This is a genomic window from Nocardioides sp. WG-D5 (assembly GCF_054031175.1).
Genome location: NZ_CM132928.1, coordinates 1087948 through 1108571 on the forward strand (window position 1 = coordinate 1087948; position 20624 = coordinate 1108571).

At 63.2% G+C, this 20624-nt stretch carries 21 protein-coding genes; 9 read left to right on the top strand and 12 right to left on the bottom strand.

Features of this window, described 5'->3' with window-relative positions; genetic code table 11:
- Positions 1–35: 35 nt before the first annotated feature.
- Genes ACWZJV_RS05335 through ACWZJV_RS05350 form a run of 4 tightly spaced genes read right to left on the bottom strand, consistent with a single transcriptional unit; the run spans position 36 to position 3977 of the window.
- Entirely contained in the window at positions 36–1106 is a 1071-nt protein-coding gene (locus ACWZJV_RS05335) for a hypothetical protein (RefSeq protein WP_457180490.1), read from the bottom strand.
- Positions 1103–1930, bottom strand: coding sequence for a phosphotransferase (locus ACWZJV_RS05340; RefSeq protein WP_457180491.1), 828 nt, complete (start codon positions 1928–1930; stop codon positions 1103–1105). The genes ACWZJV_RS05335 and ACWZJV_RS05340 overlap by 4 nt, the downstream gene beginning before the upstream one ends.
- Positions 1927–2931 carry a hypothetical protein gene (locus tag ACWZJV_RS05345; protein ID WP_457180492.1) on the bottom strand — a complete coding sequence of 335 codons (1005 nt, stop codon included), beginning with the start codon at positions 2929–2931 and terminating at the stop codon, positions 1927–1929. The genes ACWZJV_RS05340 and ACWZJV_RS05345 overlap by 4 nt, the downstream gene beginning before the upstream one ends.
- Positions 2931–3977, bottom strand: a complete 1047-nt coding sequence (locus ACWZJV_RS05350; protein WP_457180493.1) for a hypothetical protein — start codon at positions 3975–3977, stop codon at positions 2931–2933. The genes ACWZJV_RS05345 and ACWZJV_RS05350 overlap by 1 nt, the downstream gene beginning before the upstream one ends.
- Positions 3978–4509: 532 nt before the next feature.
- On the opposite strand from ACWZJV_RS05350, the gene ACWZJV_RS05355 reads away from it, so the two are divergent.
- The 3 genes from ACWZJV_RS05355 to ACWZJV_RS05365 are packed head-to-tail and all read left to right on the top strand — an operon-like array spanning position 4510 to position 6337.
- Positions 4510–5208, top strand: coding sequence for a helix-turn-helix domain-containing protein (locus ACWZJV_RS05355; protein ID WP_457180494.1), 699 nt, complete (start codon positions 4510–4512; stop codon positions 5206–5208).
- Positions 5205–5876 carry a RibD family protein gene (locus ACWZJV_RS05360; RefSeq protein WP_457180495.1) on the top strand — a complete coding sequence of 224 codons (672 nt, stop codon included), beginning with the start codon at positions 5205–5207 and terminating at the stop codon, positions 5874–5876. Before ACWZJV_RS05355 ends, ACWZJV_RS05360 begins: the two co-directional genes overlap by 4 nt.
- Positions 5873–6337 (top strand): dCMP deaminase, encoded by a 465-nt coding sequence (locus ACWZJV_RS05365; protein ID WP_457180496.1) that lies wholly within the window; start codon positions 5873–5875, stop codon positions 6335–6337. The genes ACWZJV_RS05360 and ACWZJV_RS05365 overlap by 4 nt, the downstream gene beginning before the upstream one ends.
- Positions 6338–6654: 317 nt before the next feature.
- Here the strand turns inward: ACWZJV_RS05365 and ACWZJV_RS05370 are convergent, their stop codons facing one another.
- From ACWZJV_RS05370 to ACWZJV_RS05385, 4 genes are all read right to left on the bottom strand, one after another.
- Positions 6655–7200, bottom strand: coding sequence for a hypothetical protein (locus ACWZJV_RS05370; RefSeq protein WP_457180497.1), 546 nt, complete (start codon positions 7198–7200; stop codon positions 6655–6657).
- A gap of 217 nt (positions 7201–7417) precedes the next feature.
- Entirely contained in the window at positions 7418–8821 is a 1404-nt protein-coding gene (locus ACWZJV_RS05375; RefSeq protein ID WP_457180498.1) for a DEAD/DEAH box helicase, read from the bottom strand.
- 167 nt (positions 8822–8988) lie between these two features.
- The gene (locus ACWZJV_RS05380) at positions 8989–9597 is read right to left on the bottom strand and encodes a hypothetical protein (protein WP_457180499.1); all 609 of its coding nucleotides are present in this window, start codon (positions 9595–9597) and stop codon (positions 8989–8991) included.
- Between the two features lie 265 nt (positions 9598–9862).
- The gene (locus tag ACWZJV_RS05385; RefSeq protein ID WP_457180500.1) at positions 9863–11467 is read right to left on the bottom strand and encodes a hypothetical protein; all 1605 of its coding nucleotides are present in this window, start codon (positions 11465–11467) and stop codon (positions 9863–9865) included.
- A 340-nt stretch (positions 11468–11807) separates the two neighbouring features.
- Here ACWZJV_RS05385 and ACWZJV_RS05390 point away from each other — a divergent pair, with 340 nt between their 5' ends.
- On the top strand, positions 11808–12056 hold the full coding sequence (locus ACWZJV_RS05390; protein ID WP_457180501.1) for a hypothetical protein: 249 nt from the start codon (positions 11808–11810) through the stop codon (positions 12054–12056).
- A 134-nt stretch (positions 12057–12190) separates the two neighbouring features.
- On the opposite strand, the gene ACWZJV_RS05395 is transcribed toward ACWZJV_RS05390, so the two are convergent.
- The 3 genes from ACWZJV_RS05395 to ACWZJV_RS05405 all read right to left on the bottom strand — a co-directional run bounded on the left by ACWZJV_RS05395 (position 12191) and on the right by ACWZJV_RS05405 (position 14206).
- Positions 12191–12673: a hypothetical protein gene (locus ACWZJV_RS05395; protein WP_457180502.1), complete on the bottom strand. Its 483-nt coding sequence runs from the start codon at positions 12671–12673 to the stop codon at positions 12191–12193.
- A 224-nt stretch (positions 12674–12897) separates the two neighbouring features.
- Positions 12898–13326: a hypothetical protein gene (locus ACWZJV_RS05400; RefSeq protein ID WP_457180503.1), complete on the bottom strand. Its 429-nt coding sequence runs from the start codon at positions 13324–13326 to the stop codon at positions 12898–12900.
- A gap of 364 nt (positions 13327–13690) precedes the next feature.
- Positions 13691–14206 carry a hypothetical protein gene (locus ACWZJV_RS05405; RefSeq protein ID WP_457180504.1) on the bottom strand — a complete coding sequence of 172 codons (516 nt, stop codon included), beginning with the start codon at positions 14204–14206 and terminating at the stop codon, positions 13691–13693.
- Between the two features lie 1449 nt (positions 14207–15655).
- Between ACWZJV_RS05405 and ACWZJV_RS05410 the strand changes: the two genes are divergently transcribed.
- From ACWZJV_RS05410 to ACWZJV_RS05420, 3 genes are all read left to right on the top strand, one after another.
- Positions 15656–15997: a hypothetical protein gene (locus ACWZJV_RS05410; protein ID WP_457180505.1), complete on the top strand. Its 342-nt coding sequence runs from the start codon at positions 15656–15658 to the stop codon at positions 15995–15997.
- A gap of 646 nt (positions 15998–16643) precedes the next feature.
- On the top strand, positions 16644–17135 hold the full coding sequence (locus ACWZJV_RS05415) for a DUF3846 domain-containing protein (protein ID WP_457180506.1): 492 nt from the start codon (positions 16644–16646) through the stop codon (positions 17133–17135).
- Between the two features lie 168 nt (positions 17136–17303).
- Entirely contained in the window at positions 17304–17729 is a 426-nt protein-coding gene (locus tag ACWZJV_RS05420) for a hypothetical protein (RefSeq protein WP_457180507.1), read from the top strand.
- Here ACWZJV_RS05420 and ACWZJV_RS05425 read toward each other — a convergent pair.
- Complete coding sequence (locus ACWZJV_RS05425) at positions 17700–18467, bottom strand: hypothetical protein (protein WP_457180508.1); 768 nt, start codon at positions 18465–18467, stop codon at positions 17700–17702. The genes ACWZJV_RS05420 and ACWZJV_RS05425 overlap by 30 nt on opposite strands.
- Before the next feature lie 205 nt (positions 18468–18672).
- Between ACWZJV_RS05425 and ACWZJV_RS05430 the strand changes: the two genes are divergently transcribed.
- Entirely contained in the window at positions 18673–19437 is a 765-nt protein-coding gene (locus ACWZJV_RS05430; protein ID WP_457180509.1) for a hypothetical protein, read from the top strand.
- On the top strand, positions 19434–20522 hold the full coding sequence (locus ACWZJV_RS05435) for a hypothetical protein (RefSeq protein WP_457180510.1): 1089 nt from the start codon (positions 19434–19436) through the stop codon (positions 20520–20522). The genes ACWZJV_RS05430 and ACWZJV_RS05435 overlap by 4 nt, the downstream gene beginning before the upstream one ends.
- The last annotated feature ends 102 nt before the right edge of the window (positions 20523–20624 follow it).

A 20624-nucleotide genomic window follows, 5' to 3' on the forward strand; every position in this document is an offset into this window, starting at 1 on the left:
GTGGAGTCTAGGGGCGGTCAGGTTCGACTCTGTGGTCATACTCGCTCTCCGGTCCTGGTCAGGAGGTCCGCGTAGACCTCGGCGTGACGTTCGGTGATCTCGGTGCGCTCGGCCAGTCGGACCGCCCGCACATGGTCCTGGTCCTCCGTTGCGATGGCACTGCTGCGGTGGGCGGTGTCGAGGGCGAGTTCGCTGGCGTGGCGCAGGCATGTCGGGAACGCGTCGATGGTGAGCGTGTCGGGTGCAAACCAGACCACGGGCAGGTCCTTTCGTGGGCCCGCGGTGAGCTGGCTGTGCAGGCTCGCGATGTCGGGCGCGATGACCGGGAGGCCGATGTCTCGAGCGAGCTCGAGCTGCCCGGAGTGGGTGATGTGGGAGTAGGGCAGTACGAGTGCGGACGCGCCTGTGAGCCAGTCCACCAAGTCGTCGTCGCCGAGCATGGTGTTCGCGAAAGTCAGATGGAGTCGTGGATCAGCGCGTGCGGTCTCTTCGAGCAGGTTGAGCAGCGCGGCGTCACGTTCTTGGTCGGCCCGGGTGACCGATCGAAGCAGCACTCGAAGTTTGGGGCGCTCCTCCCCCAAGCGCTGCCACGCCCGCACCAAGATCTCGAGCTCGCGGTAGGGGCGGAAAGCACCGAACACGGCGAACCCCCCGTCGCCGCTGACGGGAACGGCGGGAATCGAATCGATCGCGATGGCGGCGCCATGGGGTAAGGCTTCGGCGGGCTCGGCGTGAGGTGCCAGCTCTGCGATCTGGTCGGCCGCCTGTGGCGTGAGGGTGAACACGTGGTCGGCCTCGGACGCGACGTAGGCGACCTTGATCAGGAAGTCACCGACATTGGCCTCGATGTTGGGCACGAGGTCGTGGATCGTGGCCACCAGACGTACGCCCTCAGCGACCGTGCGCTTGCGCAGCCGGATCAGGTTATCGAGGGTCACGAGCTCCAGTGAGTGGAGGTGAACGATGTCGAAGTCCCACCGTGGTTGGGCAAGGAGGTCAGCGATCCGAAGAGTCGGGCTAGCCACCTCAGGGACCGTGTGGGCGGGGCCGAGCGCCTTGGCGTAGGTCATGTGTGACGGGATCTGCAGCACGTTGGGCATCGTCATCGTCGGGCTCCCAGGTGTCGGGTGAGTTCGGAGAGGGTGGGGGCGTCGATCCCGTCGGCCTCATCCTCGGCCAGGCGTACGGCAGCCACATGGAGCGCGGCAAGGCGCGCGTGCCCGGTCTCGCCGGGCGCCAGTGCGTGATGCCTCTCGGCGCTGCGGATGAACGTGACCACGGTGCCGGGATCGAGCGGAGCTCGCAGGTCGGGCCGCCAGCTGTGGGTCAGCGAGGCTGCCGCGTAGCCGACCGCCTCGGCGACGGGCACGGAGATGAGGATCTCCCAGTCCAGGACGGCCAGGACCCCGTCGTCGGCATAGAGGAGGTTGTCGGCTCGCCAGTCGCCATGGGTCGTGGTCCAGGGGTGGGAGGCTGCGAGCTCGCTGATCCGGTGCCACGACCCGACGATGGCGTCTCTCAGGTAACTCGAACGAGCGGCGTGTGCCGCTTCTCGGCTCCGCGCGGGCAGCCCGACCGGGCGACGAGGAACCCAGGGTGCGCTTGTACGACGGAGCACCTTGAGCTGCTTCGCGAAGACCTCGGCTGCGGCATCGATCATCTCCGGGGTGAGGTCGGTGCGGTGCTCGCCGTTGACGTATTCGTGGACCGTGGTGGGCGGCTCTGCTGACCAGTCGAGCATCTCGGGCATCGGCACGCCGGCGGAGCGGAGCCGATGCTCGATCTTGGACAGTGCTCGGACGTCCTCGCCGCACAGGTGCGCGTACTCCTTCAGCACGCTGGGTCTACCGGAGCCGTCGCTGTCGAGTCGGGTTCGGTTGCGTTGGCGTGGGTGGGCGAACGGGTCGCTCGTCATGGCTGCGGCGCTCATCGTGCGCAGCGCTTCCACTGGTCCGCGTACTCGACGAACGTGTCGAGGTAGTCGGACTTCACCTGTGCCCAGGTGATCGGATCGGCGTCACGAGCATCGTAGGAAGAGCGTGCTGCACGTATCTGCGCGTCACTCCATCCACTGGCCAGGTCCATTGCCGAGAACAGCGCCGGCTGATCCGCCGGGGCATCGCTGAGGATCTTGGCTCTGAGATCGTCGTGGTTCATCCCGAGGTGGATGGCCGATGCGGGGATGCTCTTGGACATCTTCGGATACCCACCGAGTCCACCGATGACCCGGAAGTAGACCGCTCCGACCTCGGCCTCCCAGCCGAGACTGAGATCTCCCGCGGTGCGCTGTCGCTCGAGGACGATCCGCGCCAGCTGTGTGAAGTAGGCCTCTTCCATGCCGGACACCATCAAGATGTTGCGTGCACCGTTCTCGGCGGGTCCGAGGATGTCGGCGACGGTATAGAGCGAGTCAACCGTCAGGCCGACCTCCCCACCGAGCAACCCATGAGCGTCGTAGAGGTCGTTGAGGTCTTCGCAATGCTCGGCCAGGTCCGTGGGGGTCAGATAGCGGGCGATCCGGCCGGCACGGGTGAGGTTGCCCTCGTGCAGATGGGTTCGCAGTTCTCCGCGGTGCTCGTCGAACCCGATGACCCGGAGGAATGCCAGCATCTGGTCGCGCACGCGGAGCAGGTCCGCCCAGGCGACATTGCGGGAGTTCCAGGCGCCGAGCTCGGAGACGATCACCGTCATCGGGACGCCGAGTCGTTGCTGCAGCTCGACGATGCCGATCATGACCGACAACGTCCCGGCAGTGGGAGCGTTGGTCGGCCCGAACCCTGTGACGACTTCGAGATCAGTGAGGTCTGTGGGAAGGACATCCGCGGCGCTGTCCTCGTGGGAGAACCGGCGGGCAAGCGGTCCCAGACGATCATGCACCGGCCGTGAGATCGGCTGGACTGTCGAGTTGATGGGTGACGTGGCGGCGGTCATCACAGGCCCCTTTCCTGGAGCGTGATCAGCAGGTTGTGGGCGCGTCCGGAGATCCGTGCCTCGTGAACGTGGCGTCGCGCGTCGGTGAGGTTGCCGAGACGGCCGGTGGACTCCCACCAGATGAGAGCGGCGTTCGTCTCGACGAGATCGCAGCTCGGACCCGAGTTGCGAGGTGCGAGGGACGCGGTCAGCCGGGCGGCGTTGGCATCGTGGTCGGTTCCGTGCCCTACGGCACGAACCCAGTGTGGTGGCGCATCCGGGTACGTCGCCTCCTGAACGCTCACCGATCCGCCGCCTGCAAGCGCGTGGCGCGCCCGACCGTACGGCACGCTCTCGTCGATGATCCCGCCCGGCTGGGGCTCGGTCATGACCACGCTTCCGTGAGGCAGATCGGGTCGGCATGCGCTGATGACATGCGCTGACAGGCCGACGCGACGATCTGCGATGCCGTAGACGAAGGAGCCGGCACGAACGGCAAGTACGGCGATCGGCATCATGAAGCTGAACGGGTTCACCTGGGTGAAGACGTCGTCGTACTCGGCGGCGTAGCGGGGACAGAACATTGCGTACGGCACGAACGCGATGCCCACCTCGTCGACGGCGCGCCTGAGCTCTCCGACGCTCTTCACCGACTCGATCCCGAGGGTTCCGAGAACGTCAGCGGAGCCGCTGACCGCCGACACCGAGGCGGAGATCCCTTTCACCACTCGCGCTCCAGCTGAGGCGGCCAGGACCGCGGCGGCTGTGGACACGTTGAAGGTCTTCAGCGTCTCCTTGCCGCTACCGGCGACAAGCACCGTGCCTGAACCCAGATCGATCGGGTCGGCGAGATGTCCCTGCAGCACCGGATCAAAGTTGACGACCGTCTTCCAAAGGTCGACGAGGTCAGCCGCTGTGGTTGTCGTAGCGCCGGTGAGCTGGTGAGCCCACATCCGCCAGCGGCGGTCCCGGTCCGGGCCACGCGAGCGAAGGAGGTCTCCGAGCTCCTCGGCGGCCCCGGAGCTGGGGACGCCGGTGGTCGGGGGTGGAAGAGTGTCGATGCTCATCGTGGTGCTCCTCGAGATCAGCAAATGATGGGGTGGCGGCATGACGGACCCGACGGCGCCGTCGACGTCGTGGGTGGATCTCCTTGGCGGCGGCTGGCTCCACCTGCGGGCTGGTGGCGCTGTTAGTGGGTCAGCTTTCGAACGCACCCGGCGCAGATGTCCTCGGCCGGGATCGCTGCGGCTGACTGCGCAGGTTCGATGTGCCAGCGGCCGAGACGTCGTCCGCATGCGGTGAGCACATAGCTGCTCCTCCGCCGACCGACAGCCTCGTAGTGCCAGAAGCTCCCGTACACGGTCTTGTAGATCGCGGCCGTGGTCCGCGCCGACGACGATGGGTTTGCGCTAGCGTTGTTCATGTCGACGCGCGCCTCCGGATTCTGGCTTGTGATCAGGGCAGTTCGATTACTGAGATCCAGTCAACGCGAGGCTGGACGCTGTGGACATGGCACCGATGTCGCACTGTTGCCGCATCTGTGCAGCGATGCCGCACAGCACGTGCGTACAGAAGGTTCGATCCGGCTTGGGAGGGTGCATGGCACGGCGTAACGACCTCGTGCGTCAACGCAAGCTCGCGGGCTTCTCCCAGGAGCGCCTGGCGTACGCGATGGAGGTGGACCGCTCGACGATCGCGCGATGGGAAGCGGGCGAGGCCACTCCCCTGGCCACCTTCCGTCCGCACCTCGCCAAGCTTCTGAACGTCACACCGGCCGAGCTCGAGGGAATGCTCACCGAGCGTGCGGAGCCCGCCTCGGGTCCGCCTTGCGTGGTCATCAGCGGTAGCCGCGCGCCGGGGTGCGACGACCAGTTGCTGGATGCAACCGTGGCCGCGCTCGCGCGACTCGTCGCCTTCTCAGGCATCGCGGTGAACCACGGCCCGGTCGGCATCGGGATCGAGGTGGTCACCTACGTCGCTGACCAGTTCCGCCCCGCAGGATTCGTGATGAGCAGCGCCCGGTTCGGCCGGGAGAACGTTGTTCATGGAGCTGACCTGATGATCGTCGTCGGCGGAGCGTCAGGCACCGCGGCTGAGGTCAGCATCGCCCAAGCACTCGGAATCCCAGTCCTGCCCTTCGGTCCCACCGGCGGCACTGCTGCACGTACGTTGGAAGCCCTCTGCGCTGAAAACAGGACGAGCACTGGGCTCGTCGCCGATCTCGCCCAGTGCGTAACCCCTACCCAGTTCACCGCGATCACCGAGCGCGCGATGAACGAGATTGGAACCCTGCTGTGACTCGCCCCTACGTCCTGCTCTCCGTCGCGGCCTCCCTAGACGGCTACATCGACGACGCCACCTCGGAGCGGCTGCTGTTGTCCAACGACGAAGACTTCGACCGGGTCGATGAAGTCCGGGCCGGAGTCGACGCGATCCTCGTCGGGGCCAACACCATTCGGGCCGACAACCCGCGCCTGATGGTCCGTTCGGATGAACGGCGCGAGAAGCGCGAAGCCGACGGCCGCACAGCGACACCGATCAAGGTCACCATCACCACCTCCGGTGATCTCGACCCGAACGCGAAGTTCTTCGCCACCGGTGAGGTCGACAAGATCGCCTACACCACCGAGACCGCAGCACCCAGCCTCACCGATCGTCTTGCCGGTTCGGCCACGGTTGTCGGGCTCGGCGAAACCGTCACACCCGAGGCGGTCCTCGATGACCTCGCCGCCCGCGGCGTACAACGCCTGATGGTCGAAGGCGGCGGGACGATCCACACCATGTTCCTCACCGCCGGGCTCGCCGACGAGCTCCATCTGGTCTTCGCCCCGTTCTTTGTCGGCGATGCCGCTGCACCGCGGTTCGTGAACCCCGGCGACTTTCCGCAAGACCCGAGCCATCGCATGAACCTCGCCGAGGCCCGGCAGATCGGTGACTGCGTCCTGCTCCGCTACCTTCCGCGATGAACGATCGAACCGCCTCAGACCTCGACCGCCGCCTGTTGATTCGGGCAATCGAGCTGGCTGAACGCTGCCCGCCGTCGACGACTGCATTCTCCGTCGGCGCCCTCATCACATCCCCAGACGGGACCGTGCTCGGCGAAGGATGGTCGCGGAAGGACGATCCGCACCAACACGCCGAGGAAGCCGCGCTCGATTCACTCCTTGAAGGCACCGACCTCACGAGCGCGACGATCTACACGTCACTCGAGCCGTGCAGCACCCGCGCCTCGCGTCCGGTCACCTGCACCCAGCACATCCTGAGCGCAGGCATCCCACGGATCGTGTACGCCTGGCGCGAACCATCGACCTTCGTCGACTGTGTGGGCGCCGAGACCCTCGAGGCGGCCGGCCGAACCGTGATCCAACTGACGGAACTGGCTGATGCCGCCCGCGCAGTGAACACGCATCTTCTTGACGTTCCCTGACCGCCCCGCGACATGTCGCTTCGAATCGCATCTGTGGCGGGGTCGTGAAAGCCCCGGGTTAGCGCCTGTCCACACAGCCTTCTGCCGTAGGAGCGGCCCAGGCTGGGGCGCAGTGCAACCGATGCCGGTTAGATACGACTTTCGCCGAAACGTATTGCCTGCCGAATCCGGGCGTAGGTGCTTAATCGGCAGACTTAGATCCTGATCGGCCCGTGTCGGCATTCTCGGGCCCATTTACCCGGCACATACCTGTCAGGTACGCGCAAGCCCTTGCATCAACTGCACCTGAGCCGGAAGCCTTCTAGCACCCGACACATTCAGCTCAGGGAATTGTCGTCAGGATCCTGGTTCAGCGCACCAGGCATATTGACCTCGGTTCTCGCCCTGCGGAGCCGGGGGACAACCTTCTCCTTGACGAAGCGTTTGATATGCGGAGCGGCCTTGTAGATTCCGAAGGCAGCGACCACGCCGCCTCCTACTAGGACTATTGGACGGAGGCTAATGCCTTCTCGATCTATGTCATCCGTAGGCGCAAGCCCGCTCGCGTCCTCGGCTGCAGGCTCCCTCGAGGCGCGTCGGGCATCGGCGGCCTTCTGCCGGATCTCCCGCTTGCGCTCGGCGGTAACGTCCAGCTCGTTCGTGATGGACGGATCCCAACTACGGGTCGTCCAGTAACGGTTGTAAAGGCTGGACCCGCCGGTGCCACGGTGATGGTCTTGTTCGTCGGCGTACTTCGCACCCTTCTCGGTGACCGCATATGCGCCAGGCTCTCCCTCAAGGAAGCCTTCTTCCTTTAGGAGTATGTTCGTTTCCTGTGCCGTCAGGCCAAGGTCCTGGCCCAGGATGTTGGCCGATTTCCTCATGTTCACCGTTTCCTCCGCTTCGAGATCTCCACTGACGACGCTGAGCGACGGCCAGTCGAAGGCGTACGACCACCTCGCACAGCTGACGAGTTAGCCACTCTTCACGAGTGTGGACGCCGCCACCCACGCCGGCCATTGCATTTCAGGAAGCCCGTCCCTGCCCACCTATCACCGACGACGACTCAAACGGGTTTCCTCCCGCCACGTCGACCCCAGATCAGGATCGCGCGAGACCAATGAACGCACCGAGGTCCAGCACTTCCTTGGCGCTGCTCGGCATGTACGAGGTCAGGGCCGGTGAACGCAGGACGTAGGCCTTCCACTGAGCCCGCGAGATCGCGACGTTGATGCGGTTTCGGCTCAGCAGGAAGCCCATGCCTCGGGGAACGTCGCCTTGAGAGGACGCAGTCATCGACAAAATGGTCACCGGGGCTTCCTGCCCTTGGAACTTGTCGACCGTACCGACCGGAACGTCACCCAGACCTGCCGCCTTAAGGCGCTCCTTGATCATGGCAACTTGAGCGTTGTACGGCGCGACGACCAGGACATCGCCTGCCTTGAGCGGTCGTGAGCCATGTGCGGTCGTCCAGGTCTGACCGAGGTGGTGCCGTACGAGGTCGACCACTCTGGCAGCTTCTTCCGGTGAGTCGACCCGGTTGCCGGTGTGCGCCACCTCGATGATCTCAACACCTGGGTCTTCGCCTTCCAGTGATCGCTCGCTCGCGTGCGGTGCCGCGGCCAGGCGGCCTTCGTAGGAGAGGGTGGAGACCTTCGCGCAGACTGCAGGATGCATTCGCCAGCTCTCCTCCAGGAAGTAGCCGTTCTCGGGGGGCAGGGTCTTGTGACCGTTTATGATCCAGCCGAGTGCAGACTCGTCGACCGGTTCGGCGTGGGTGCCCTGGCTCACTTGCGGGAGCTGCTGTGGGTCACCGAGGAGCAGGAGCCGCTTCGCGGCGATCGAGGCGCCGATGGTCGGAGCGAGGGCAAACTGGCCGGCCTCGTCGATCACCAGCAGGTCCAGGCCTCTGCGCTCAATTAGCTTTGTGGCGGCGTAGGTCCATGCGGTCCCGCCCAGAACACATCCAGTCGCGGCGTGGGCGGTGAGGAACGCTGCGCGGGCGGTGGACGTGTCGGGGATCGTGGTCCAGGTTGGATCTGGTCGGTCGTTCTTGCTCTTTCCGACCAGATCCGGCGCGAGGCCGGCCGACACGATCCCGGCGAGCAGGTTCTCCACCACGGCATGCGACTGGGCTACAACGCCGATACGCCAGTGGTGCTGCTCGACCAGTTCTTTGATCACCCGAGACGCAGTCCAGGTCTTCCCCGTCCCCGGGGGACCCTGCACGGCCAGATAAGAGTCGTCCATCGCCCGCAGCGTCGACACGATGCCAACGACGGTGCTCTCGTCCTCCGGCTGGCATGCCCCATCTTGAAGGCGCGGCGCACGCAGCGACAAGACGTCCATGATCGCTGACCTCGGCAAGGCCGGAGCATCAGCTGCTTCGACAGCGACTTCCCTGATCGCCTCCTCGATCGGCTTAGTGTTTGGTGGGATCCCTGGTGCGAGCGCCGTCGGCAGTTCGGTGAATGTCGCCCCCGGCTTGCAACCCTCGGTCAGCATCAGCTCTCGCGGCTTGTCCGGGCTCCACAAGACCGTGCCCTCGCGGGCAACAGGGCGGTTCAGGCGACAGCGCGTGCTCTCTGTTCAAATTGAAGCACCCCCTTCTCCCTGCGCACGAGGGCGCAGGGAGAAGGGGGTGAAGATGTGCCCGGCCGTAACCGGGAGCATCATGCTGTGATTACGCCCGTGGTGATTCGGGCGTCGCGAACGATCCACGCTTTGTCACAGACCACGGCATTCCCGCTTATCAGCGCGCACCCAAGGACGTTTGCGTCATCCTGGATGACGGCGTTGCCCTCGACACTGGCGTAGGCAGAGACGACAGCCCTGCCCCGAACGACGGCGTTGCCACCGACATGGGGGTGATCGTACACGTTGGCCTCGCCTCGAATCACGGCATTGCCTTCGACGATCGTCCCGGGGTCACTGACCACCGCGCGATCACTGATGACAGCGCTGCCACGAACCGCCGCATCGGCGACGATCGCCTCGCCGCCGATGATGGCGCAGCCGCCGATTCGCGCGGGGCCGGAAATCTCGGCCTGTTCTCGAACGATGGCGTCGTCAGCGATGATCGCGTCGCCCCTGACGGTCACCGCGTCACGAACCGTGGCACGGTCTCGAACCTGGACACCTTCTGCGAGGTGCACCGTTGGTTCTACGGTGGCCGTGAGGGCCACCCAACCCCCGACGCTGCCGTCGGGGTTCGTATGGCGACGGCACTCTTGCCCGTCGACGATGGTGATCTCCGTAAAGGGATCATTGTTGCTGTCCATGGCAGCCTCCTTTCCCGCGTCGCGGGAAGAGTTGGGGAAGCTGCACAGGACTGCGCAGCCAAACGGGACAGCGATCTCATTCCATTCCGGGAAGATCACGATGCCGCTTGGCTGGCAATCCGAGACAATCGACTTGGCGATATCGAACGCAAGGTGCGATAGAATTGCTCGACTCTTAAGAGGAGAATCTCGCACCTGCTATATTAACATGGTTTAGTTGTAATGTCAACTAAACCATGGGATTGAAGCTCCCCATAAGGCCACCTCACACAGACAAAAGTGTGGTGATACCTGTCGACTTGCTGCCATTAGCAGTAAAGACTTTGATAAGCTTATCGGTCGTCAGCCAATGGATACCAGTCTCGTAACGAAAGATTCGCCGATCTCTCGCCATGAGCCGAAACTTAACGAACGCGTTAGCACCGGCAGTATAGGAGCCGAGGCTCACACCGCGATTAGGCGAAAGGTCATGGCCAGAAGCGCGCCAGCCGCCGGTCTTCGAGTTCGCAATCTCAAGCGAGCCTTCGACGTAGCGCAACTCTAGGGGCAGGTCGCCGAGAACGATCTGGACGCCATCTTGCTGCACGGTACCAGTATTCCGGTACTCAATCTTCACCTCGAAGACGTCCCCGGGACCAACATGCACGCGTGGCAGGAATTCATTCCCGTCGACGCGCCGCGCTACGGCGTCAATCTCGAAGTCGGGCATGTCGATCACAAAGTCGAACATCACCGCCGCGTAGTCGGCCGGCCTCAGGATGAACGCCTCGCCCAGACCTCCGAGTTGGACGCCATCCCCAAAGAGGTCGCGCTTGCTGGCCTCGACCGGATTCTTGCGTCCTCGTCGTTCTGTAGTAGCACTGGCATTCCCCGCCAATCGGATGGCTGCCGACAGCGTTGGGTGCGGCAACACCACGATTAGAGAGTCCCACAGCGCCTGTGGAGTGACACCGGGAACCTCCACAAAGGCAGTGAAGCGCCCAGACCCGACCATTCGTCCCGGGCCTTGCACACGGACACGAATGTCTTGAATCGGCACGTTCTCTGCTCGTCCGGGGTGGCTATCGTAGGAAACGATCACGACCCCGCGGTAGATCTTGCGCGGCTCTACGACAAGGTACGAACGGGGCTCCTGTAGGAGGATCGGGCCGCTGGCTTCACTGGCGCGAAAGAACGTCCGCGTGTCCTTCAGGACAGGGTGGTCTGTCCGAGAGTTGAACACCGGGTATGGCGCCAGCGCTGCGCTGTTCCAAGTATCTCTTGTCGGTCCCCATCCACCACTCAAGCCGCGTACGGACTGAATCAGTCCAGTCTCAGCCCCTGCGTTGTAGAAATCCTTCCAGTCCGACTGTAGGCTTCCCGCTCCGTCAATTCGCTTAGCCAACGCCGTCGCCAACGTATGAACAACCTCGAGCCGCCGGGACGGATGTTCCCGTGTCGGCGTACGCAACAGCGCGCGGCTCCCCCCAAACGCGGCCGCTGCTGCGTACGACATCCGCAGTGTGCTGCTCGCCCGTAGTGCATCCTCGGCTTGCTCGTTCTCACTCCGCGGCCTGACCTCGCTGCCGCGGATCCGGTCAAACGACTTTCCCGTCTCCTCTCGAATGGTTGCTTCGTCGGTGTAGTCACCAAGTGCGAGCAGATGCCGGGCGGCGAGGAGGTGGGCTCTTGACGTCTCATCGGTCCGGTGAGGAGTCTCCGTCACGAGCTGCCGAACCAGCCACCAGGCGAATGTCTCGGCCAGACGAGATCCAATACCGAGGTGCTGGGCCATGGCCTTGGAGACTGATTCGTTGATCGCATCGAGTCCGGCGGTGCTCACGCTGACCTGGCCGCTGGTAGGGAAGAGCAGCTTCTCGACGTCACTCACGAGGAGCTCCGGATCGCCCATGCCTACCTCAACGCTCTTCAACGGTCTACAAGATTCTCTGATTCTGCCGGTTGTGCCTGCCCGCCGCTGGTAGTTCGACGTGCTCCAACCCCTACCTGGGGTAGGGCGTTCAGTCGTCCACCCCACCCCAACGCACGCTCACACAGAGATTCTCGCCGCAACGGGCTTGTGTGTGCCGTGTGTGGCGCTTCGCTTTTGGTCACCGCCCAAGTACTGGCCGGCGATCACGGGTCCCTCCAGCGGGCCGAACAATGCAAACCAAGGAGAAGCACATGAGCGATTCCAGTAACGTGCCCCCGCTCGGGTCGGAGTTCCCCCGATGAAGCCCGCGTTCCAGGTCGGCCTGGCCGGCGGCATCGCCATCAGCGCGACCCTGCAGATGGACTGGGCGAGCGGTGTCGCCGCAGGGTCGGTCTTGGTAGGGATGGCCGCCTGGCAGAAGTTCCAGGAGCTCTGGGCAAAAAAGGACTGCCCGAATCCTGACGCTCACATCCACGCCGAGCATGTCCAGGCCCGCCGGACCATGACCGACGCGGCTGGCCCGCCCTGGCGGAACCTCGCTGGGTAGCAGCCCCGGTCGGGTGCGCACTTCGACGGTCCAAACAGGCCACATTGAATCTGGACCAAACCACGCTTCTACAAGACATGAAGATGGCCCGGAGTCCCCAGACGTGATGTCTGGGGACTCCGGGCCTGTTGGGGTCACACGGTCGGAACGACCTCGTGACTCGGGATGTACTGCCAGAGGAATATCTCGTCGTCTTCCTCGAAGCAATGGGCGTGCAGCGGTGACACGGAGATCCGTACTCGCCGACGAGGCGTGTAAGGGTCCACGCGATCAGACATCACCCAGCCCTCAAAGAGCCAGGCGGGACTACCCTCGTTGTCTTCCCCGTCGTGCGGATACCACACGGCACGAGCATGGTCGAGGACGATGGGTATCTTTACGCGCTCGCGATACCCGACGTCATCTTGACGTTCGTCGTCAAGAAAGACGGGCACCGGCACATGCCGGAGAGTCTTGAAAAGCGAAGCCTGCGCCTCAGCAAAGCTGAAGCACCCGTACGACTCTGTGACCGGCAGCTTGGGGTCTAGTCCCGCATTGACCAGCCACAGCTCGAGTTTCTCATCCGATCCTGCGAGACGACCAGTTAGGCTGCTCTGGCGATCGTCTTGAATACCCATATATTCCTCCTTGTAACGTTGGGATGGAGCGCTCCAGCCGCGAGCAATTGCTCGAATTCAGAGCGCTCCATCTCACAAGGAAGGAATGCGACTATTTTAACATAATTGGTGCATAATATCAACGAATGGGTGACTGCCGGCCTGCTTTAATCCCAGCCTGCGTCTCGCTCAGATCGTCGAAGGCGTTGCACTACGGACCTTGAGGAGATGTTCGGCGAGAGGCATCAGTCGCTGAATGCACCTGCCGCAACTGCCTCGGCGATCGCGTCCAGTACCGAAGGGACCTGTTCCACGAGCGCGTTGTTGGCTGCGATGCCGAAACCTCCGAAGTAGGTCAGGAAGTCGAAGAGCATGCGGATGTCAAAGTCTGGACGCGCTAGGATCTGCCCCTTTGCGATCACCATCTGATCGCCATCCGGAAGCTTCTCGGCATACCTGTCTATCTGCACGCTGAGGATAAGGAGCGTTCGCTCCCAAGCGAGGAGCGAGTTCCCGCCGCCACCTCGCTCGAGGATCGTCGAGACGGCCTCGAACAAGTCATCCGGTGGTGTCGTCGCGCGGCTCGGGAACTGTTGCACGATCGGGTCCGTCGACCAGTTTGGAAAGAGATCCGACGGGACGGGTGTCTTTCCCTTGCGCGAGAAGAGTCCCATGCTCCTTGGTCCTCCATCAATTCATTGAACCAACAGACGCAGCGAGATAGCGCCACGCGCGGCCTGTCCGTCTCACCAGCTGTTGCCGCAGTTCGGGCACGTCGGCGGCTTGGTACCGTTGCCGGATCCGACATGCCCGCAGATGCACTCCTGCTCCCACGAGCGCAGCAAAGGGAGGGTGAGTCGCATGAGTCTCTCCAGTTCAGTCAACGGCAACCCGGTTGGATGCCTACGACTAGCATCCGGGATGGCGCCGTAAAGAGCGCACAGGCGCACAAGTGTCCCCAATGGTGGTGACGGAAAACCTCGACGCTGCTTGGAACAGCCGCCGGAATCCCATACCCGTGAGCCTGATAGGTACCGCCTAGCAGAACTTGGCCAAGGCGCCGCGGATTGAATGGAAGGGGTCCCCATCAACAGGCGCGAAGGTAGCCATGCTGTACTCGTGCGTACGCTGTCCATGCCTGTCACTGTGGCTATAGGTCCATTCACGGACACCCGAAAGCCGCTCTGCATCGAACTCGTCTAGGGCTCGTACGGAAGGCGGGGAGCCACTCTGGGTCTCGACGACATGCAACCCACCGTCGCCATCAATCCAGATCGCCCCAAGCTTCTCCTCGACCAGCGGTGGCGTGTCTCCACCCCAAGCGACGTGCTCATACACGCAGCCGAGATGCAACAGCGGCCAACCGCGGAGGAGCACAACTGGAGGAATGCTCACCTCGCGATGCCTGGTCCGAAGGCCAAGAAAGCCGACGCGGTCCTCGATGATCTTGACGCCGCCCGGCACAGAGACCAATTCCTGTGGTTCCGAACGCTGTCGCCGCACCAGGGCGACTTGTTTCGCGAAGCGGATTAGTTCTGGCCAGGTAGCGATCATTGCCGACTTCCTTCTCCTAGACCCTCGTGGAGGGATTTATCCTCAAACCTCGAACCTCAAGCCTTCAGTCGATCGAGGCACTCGGGATGCCGCCCTCCAAGATGCCTTTGAGTCGTAGGTTAATCCCGACACCCTTCGCATGTCGCCGGAGGGGACCAGGATCACGGGTTCCCCAGACATTCAGTTTCCCATGCCCAGGCTGGTGCGAGTGGTATGGAAATGAATGGTCCAGATCGAGAACATCCCTCTCAGTAGCCGGCGCCGAACGAGAGGTCGGAGTAAAAATCCTAAAGAAACCCGTTTCGCCGCCTCCCATCACCGTCTCGTCGTGGTAATACGCGACAACGATCTCGCCGGAGGGCAGTAGCGCGGTGAGTTGCCACTCCCAGTTCGTCTCTTCATGCCAGGTGGATCCTCGGCCTCGCCTGCCTGTCTCGGTCGACCTATGCCAGTCCCATCGATGGAGAGGCCAATGCGCACCGATCACCGTTGTGACCTTGACGTCAGAGACTGGAACTTGGGTAGGCCGTTTGAACAGCCCGAGGAAGCCGCCGCGAACGATCACAGTCTCTGACCGGGTCTGCTGTTCGCTGTAGGTGATCGGTTCTTTCAACGGGAGCCTGGTCTCCCGTGCAACCCGCTGCGCGTAACGCTGCAGACGACCCCAGTCGAGGTTCGACCGCTCGTAGGCAGCCTGATCAGCGGGCATAACTCTGCCTCAGCGGCAAGGCTCGACGGCGTGACCGAGCGCTCGCCGCGATGGCAAGCGGGTGACGAAGACCATGGACCCTTAGCAAGAGTGTTGATCCGGAGTGCAAGATCCTTCCCTCCCGGTGTCAGCCCGATTCAGTAATCGTCATTTACCCTCCTGTCCCGTTCGTCTGTTGAACGGACCAGGCGGTCAGATACCCCCAACAGTGGGGACGCACCGTTGGCCACGCGCCCAGCAGCGAGGCGGCCTAGGGGCGCAGCAGCCGGGCCGCGTGTGGAACTTGTGTCCGAGTTGGGATGCGGCCTGCCTAAGCGGCAGGGATCGAGCGAGACGACGAAATTCTCTTATTGAGATCCGAATTGCCACGCGAGACTTCCCCACCCGCCAATAGTCTGGACCGCCGGTCGCGTTCTGGCATGCGTGGCGGTGCTAACGCAGACACTCGTCGACCAGTCATGCCGTACGTTGTTAATTTCACAACAACACTGCGCAACGTACAGGCACCCCTGTTCAAGAGACTCTTGAAACGCCATATGTGGTGCCTCAATCGACCGAAACCACACTAAAAGTATTGACAAATTGTCAAATGTAGTTCACAATCCGCCTTGTTATCAGCATTTGCCGTCTAACAGACGAGTCTTGCTGAACGGAGGGAGCACATTCCTCATCGGCGCTCTGCGGCCTTTTTGATCACCCACCACGTGGTCAGCCGCAATTCACCGAGGAGGTAGGTCGCAATGAGCGACAACACCGCGCCACCCGTCTCGGGTGGAAGCCAGATGAGAACTCTGGCTGTGAGGATCTCGGAGGACCTGCGGGCCCAGCTGGACGTCATCGCTCAGCTCACGGGTCGCAGTGCCACCGAGGAGATCCGCCTGGCCATCGAGGACCGGATCGCGAAGATGAAGAGCGATCCCGACGTCCTGAAGAAGGCCGAGACGGTCAAGGCTGAGATCGAGCGCAACGCTCAGACTCAGCGCAACGCCATCGCCGCGATCTTCAGCGGGGATGGCAACACCGGAGGCAAGACCTCCTCTACCCGTTCATCCGGCTCAAGCGCCGCCAAGCGCACGCCGTAGAGGAACGGTCGTGGAGTTCCGGTGCCAGCGTGATCAGCGCTGAGCGCCGGGACTCCCGCTCACCCCGGAGTCCGACCCTTCGTGCTCGTCACTCCCTAGCCAAGCATCAGTCACGGGCTGGGGAGCAGCGTTCATGAACCGGTGATCTGACTCCAGCATGGGTCATGATCCGACGCTTCGGACCATGACGTCGTCCGACCAACGACTGGAGGGTTCGAGCCCGGCCGCGACGACCTTCATCACCACCACTCTCGTGGACCCGCATACCGCACCGCAGGAACGATCGGTTGCCGCGGTGTCTCGGTGGAAGCCCACCCCATGGCCGCCCGCCTCTATATATAGAACTCGGGGATGAGGCTTCCACCGACGAGGTATCACTCCTCGCCGGCACAGCTCTCCAGTTTGGGTATCACTGGAGAGCACCGCCTACGAAGTAGAGATCCTTGGTCTCATCGGCTGACCACCCACCCTCGTGATTGGGAGTACGCCAGGCCGTCGATCTTCATTCGAGTGGCAAACCCACGAGGCGGATCCAGTTCGCGGAGCCCACCCAGGCTCTGGATCCGCCCCTCTCTCCTGTCTCGCAGGCAGACATCTCCGGCCAACCCGGGTCCGGAGATACGCGCCTACGAAAGAGGTGATTACGATGCCGGATGGCATCCTCTTCCCGCTCGATGAGCGAGAGCCCGTGGTCCTCGTGCGCTTCGATGAGTTGCAGGACTACCAGCGTGCAGTTGGCGGTGAGGTCGAGGCGATCCCGGTCGACATCGACGGCTCATCGTTCTTCGTGGACGCCGAGGCTAAGTTCATCGGCATGCCCATGAATGTTCGGGCAACGCTCTTCTGGTGGCTCAATCTGCCATCGGCCAGAGGGGCCGACTACATCAACGGGCCCGCCGTCTTGGTGGGCCCAGCAGACCGGAACGGCGAGACCCTTGACGTTCCCGAGGAGACCCGAAAGCTGCTCCTCGCAGCCGGAACCAGCTTCGCCGTCGAGGTGAAGGTGACTGGCTCCTCCAAGTGGTACCGCGAGGACATCGACTTCGCTGACTTCTTCGGAGCCACCATCTGGGGGCTCCAACTAAAGATGCATCGTCGAGAGATCGACGACCTCAGAGTCGTCCCCGTCGACCCGTGACGCCAACCGCTGTCGGGCACTTCGCCTGACGACACATCCCGGCGGGCGGGAGTCTGAGTGCAGCTCGAACGAGCACGCTCAGGCTCCCGCCCAATTTCATTTGCGCTTATCGAAAGTAGGACCGCAATCGAACGACATCAAGACAATCATCCGGAAAGCCCCCGTGAGATGACACTTCTCGAAGTGATGCGCAGCGTGGAGTCCACCCCGGCGGGAGAGTTTGACTGGGCGATCCACTGCACGCGTCAGCAGGCCGTCGTACTGTCGCTTCAGCTCCCCCGCAAAGAGCCGCCAACACTTGAGCGACTATCAGAGGTGTTAGACATTGATATCCATGTCGCGTCGGATCTCCCCACACCCAGTTTGTCGCTGACCAACGTCGATCGACCGCCCGCGGTCATCATCGACGGCAAGCAGCCGTCGAAGGATCACCTACGCCTTGCGTTGCGGGAGGTCAAGAAGGTCATCGACCAGCCGTCACGTGAACGAATGGGCGTCGACGCCTTCCCTGACGAGATTTATGAGCAACTCGCCGATGCCTTCGCAGCGATGGTCGCAGAAAGGTCAGGCTGGGCCGATCTCGAGGGCAACTGACTCTTTTACGTGGTAGGTCTGGATATATACGTTTGCAAGGTCCGACCGCACATAGGAAGCGTATCGAAGATCGGTCTTTCGTCGAAACACAAACTGAACTTCCTTGGGTAGTTCCTCACTTGTGAATTCGAACCTGGCCGAGGCTAACTTGAAGTTCAAGTCCCCAAGCGGCGTCTCGGTGACTTTATCCTCGTCATTACCCGGGTCCCACGGAAACCGCCACGCGCAGTACTGGTTGTCGATAATTGCGATAGGACGTTGCGGGGGAGGCAGACCCGCCGGGTAGTAGTAGTGGATTGAAACTTCGAGTGCTGCTTCCTGAAGCTCTGCTGTTAACACAGCAAGGGGCGGCCGCCAGATATCGTCGTGACGCAAAGACAGTTTGTGGGCGATCTTCTTGAGACCGATATCACCCCACCGCCGGATGGTTGCCTGGTCGGCGAAGTCTTCCGTCGCAACGGCCTTCAGGCGAGCATCCATGCTTCCGACGTGGTAGGGCGTAAACGCCAACATGGCGCATGCCGCTTTTACGTGCTTGTCATGTGGTGAATGCATCCAGATGACGTCCTGCAGTCGGTCGGCCGCTCGGAGCAGATCGCCGTACGCAATGAGCTCGATGAGCCTGGGAACCTTGAGCAATTTCTCGGGCTTATACGGACCTTCCAGACGACGCAGTTGCTTCAGTCCCTTCAGGATCTCCACAGCACGCTCGTGCTCGTTGTCAACCCCGATCGTCATGTGCGCAACTTACCTGCAACTTTGCAAGAAATCTGTCGATGACAGTGATCTCCCGACGTGTCAGCGTATCGACACAAGGAGCTCACGAGGCGGCTCTACCGCCATGACGAGCAACAAGACGTGGGTGGCCCCGCGCCAACGTGGCCACCCACCGCATCAACACCCATCCCAGACCTAGCCATAGATCACGAAACGGAGCCGACGTATGCAACATACAACCTCGACGCTTCCTGCCCTCATGCTCACCGGATTCTCTCTGCTCGGCCTGGCGGCCTGCAGCTCGCCGAGCGGGATCGGAGATGCCAAGGAGCTCATCGAGTCCTGCGGCGATAACCCGATCAACGCCTACATCGCCTTCGACGCCAGCGGCTCCGGTCGCGACAACGGGCTCGACGCTCCTCGTGTCGGGGCGATGAAGGACAGCCTCGCGTCCGTCGCCGCTTGCGGTGGCACCGCGAAGGTCGTCGCCTTCACCGGATCCAGCGCCTCCACGGTCACGCTCTTCGAGGGGCGGATCGAGCTGCGCGGAGCCACGAACCAGGCTAAGGCGCGCCGGCTCGGCAAGGCGGTCGACGCGGTCGGTGAGCAGGTGACCGGCTCCTACACAGATGCCGTCGCGACGCTCGACCAGGACGGCTCGGACATTGTGGCGCAGCTTCGGCTTGCTGCCGAGTGGGCCAGCCAGACTGACGAGGGCCAGCTCCATGTCCTGCTCCTGACCGACGGCTTGCAGAACACCGGCGTGACGCTCGCCCAGATCGTCCACTCCCCCGAGGATGCCGCCAGTAGCTTCGCCGTCCCGGATCTCAGCGGCAGCGAGGTGACGTTCTCGGGGATCGGGCAGGTGGCACAGGATGCACCGGCAACCGAGGTGGTCGATGCGGTCAAGACCTTCTATAACACGTTGTGTACGCGTACCGGGGCCGACCGCTGTGAGGTCGTCACCGAAGCGGCAGGAGCAGCATCGTGAGGTCGATCTTCCGCGTGCTGTCCGGCGAGGGACCGAACGACCGGACCGAGGACATCGAGGCGCTGGCCGAGGCCGTTCGCCTCCAGCCCGTCGATGCCGCGAGCCTCCCGGTTCGCCCCGACGCCGTGGCCGAAACCTATGCCGAGCTGGAGTACGACGACCTGGCATCGGAGCAGGATCCGCTCTGGGAGGCAGAGGGCCTGGTGGCTCGACGCGAGTCGCAAAAGGCTGAGGCTGCCACCGAGATGCCCGCTGAGGAGGCTTGCCGCCACATTGATGGTCACCGGGCCGTTCTGGCGGAGGCACGAGACGCCTTCGTGCGCACGCGCCAGGCGTTGCGGCCGTTCCGTCGTCGCGAGCCCGGTGCCAAGAAGTGGTACCTGACGCGCTGGGGTTTCCTGCTCGGCGGGGACGTCGCTGGTCAGGCTGGTGCCGCGCTGTCCTATGGTGAGCATCCGGTTACCGCGATCCCCCAGGCGCTGGCCACGGGCATGGCGGCGCTGACTGCGGGCATGGTCGGTGGCGAGCTGCGTGACCTGCGTGGAGCAGCTCGTCGTCATCGTGAGTCCGGTGAGCTGCCCGAAACGTTGGTGCCCTACGAGCATCTGTTTCGGGCACCTGACCTCGGCCTGGGATTCGCCAAGGTCATCATCGGGACGGGCGTTATCGCCAGCCTCACCATCGCCGGTGGCATCTACTGGCTGCGGGCGATCATCGAGGGCTCCGCAGCAGGGTTCGTCTACGGGTTGCTGGCCATCGGCATCGCGCTCGCGTCGGGAATCAACGCCTACTTCTACACCGACGAGATCGCCGACCAGATCGACGCCGCCGAGGCCGACTACGCACGCGAGCTCGAACGCGCCAACCACCTCGCATCGCATCCACAGCTCGTTCGCCACCTCACCGCAAGCACTGAAGCAACCTCGGTCCGCGACGAGCATGCCGCCCGCGGCCGCGCGGCCGGCAGGCACATCACGGCACTGAAGTGGCGGATCCTGCGGAACAACCCTGGACTGGTCGGGCACGGCTTCGGCCTCAAGGAGACTCCGATCGGCCGTCGCACCCGCGCTGGCGGTGAGCGATGATGCTTACCTCGAGACTGCTCGCTCCCTCGCTGATCGGTGAAGCCGCCAATACAGCCATTGGGGGGGGTCGATCGACTAGGGCCGGTTGGCCGTTGTCCGAAG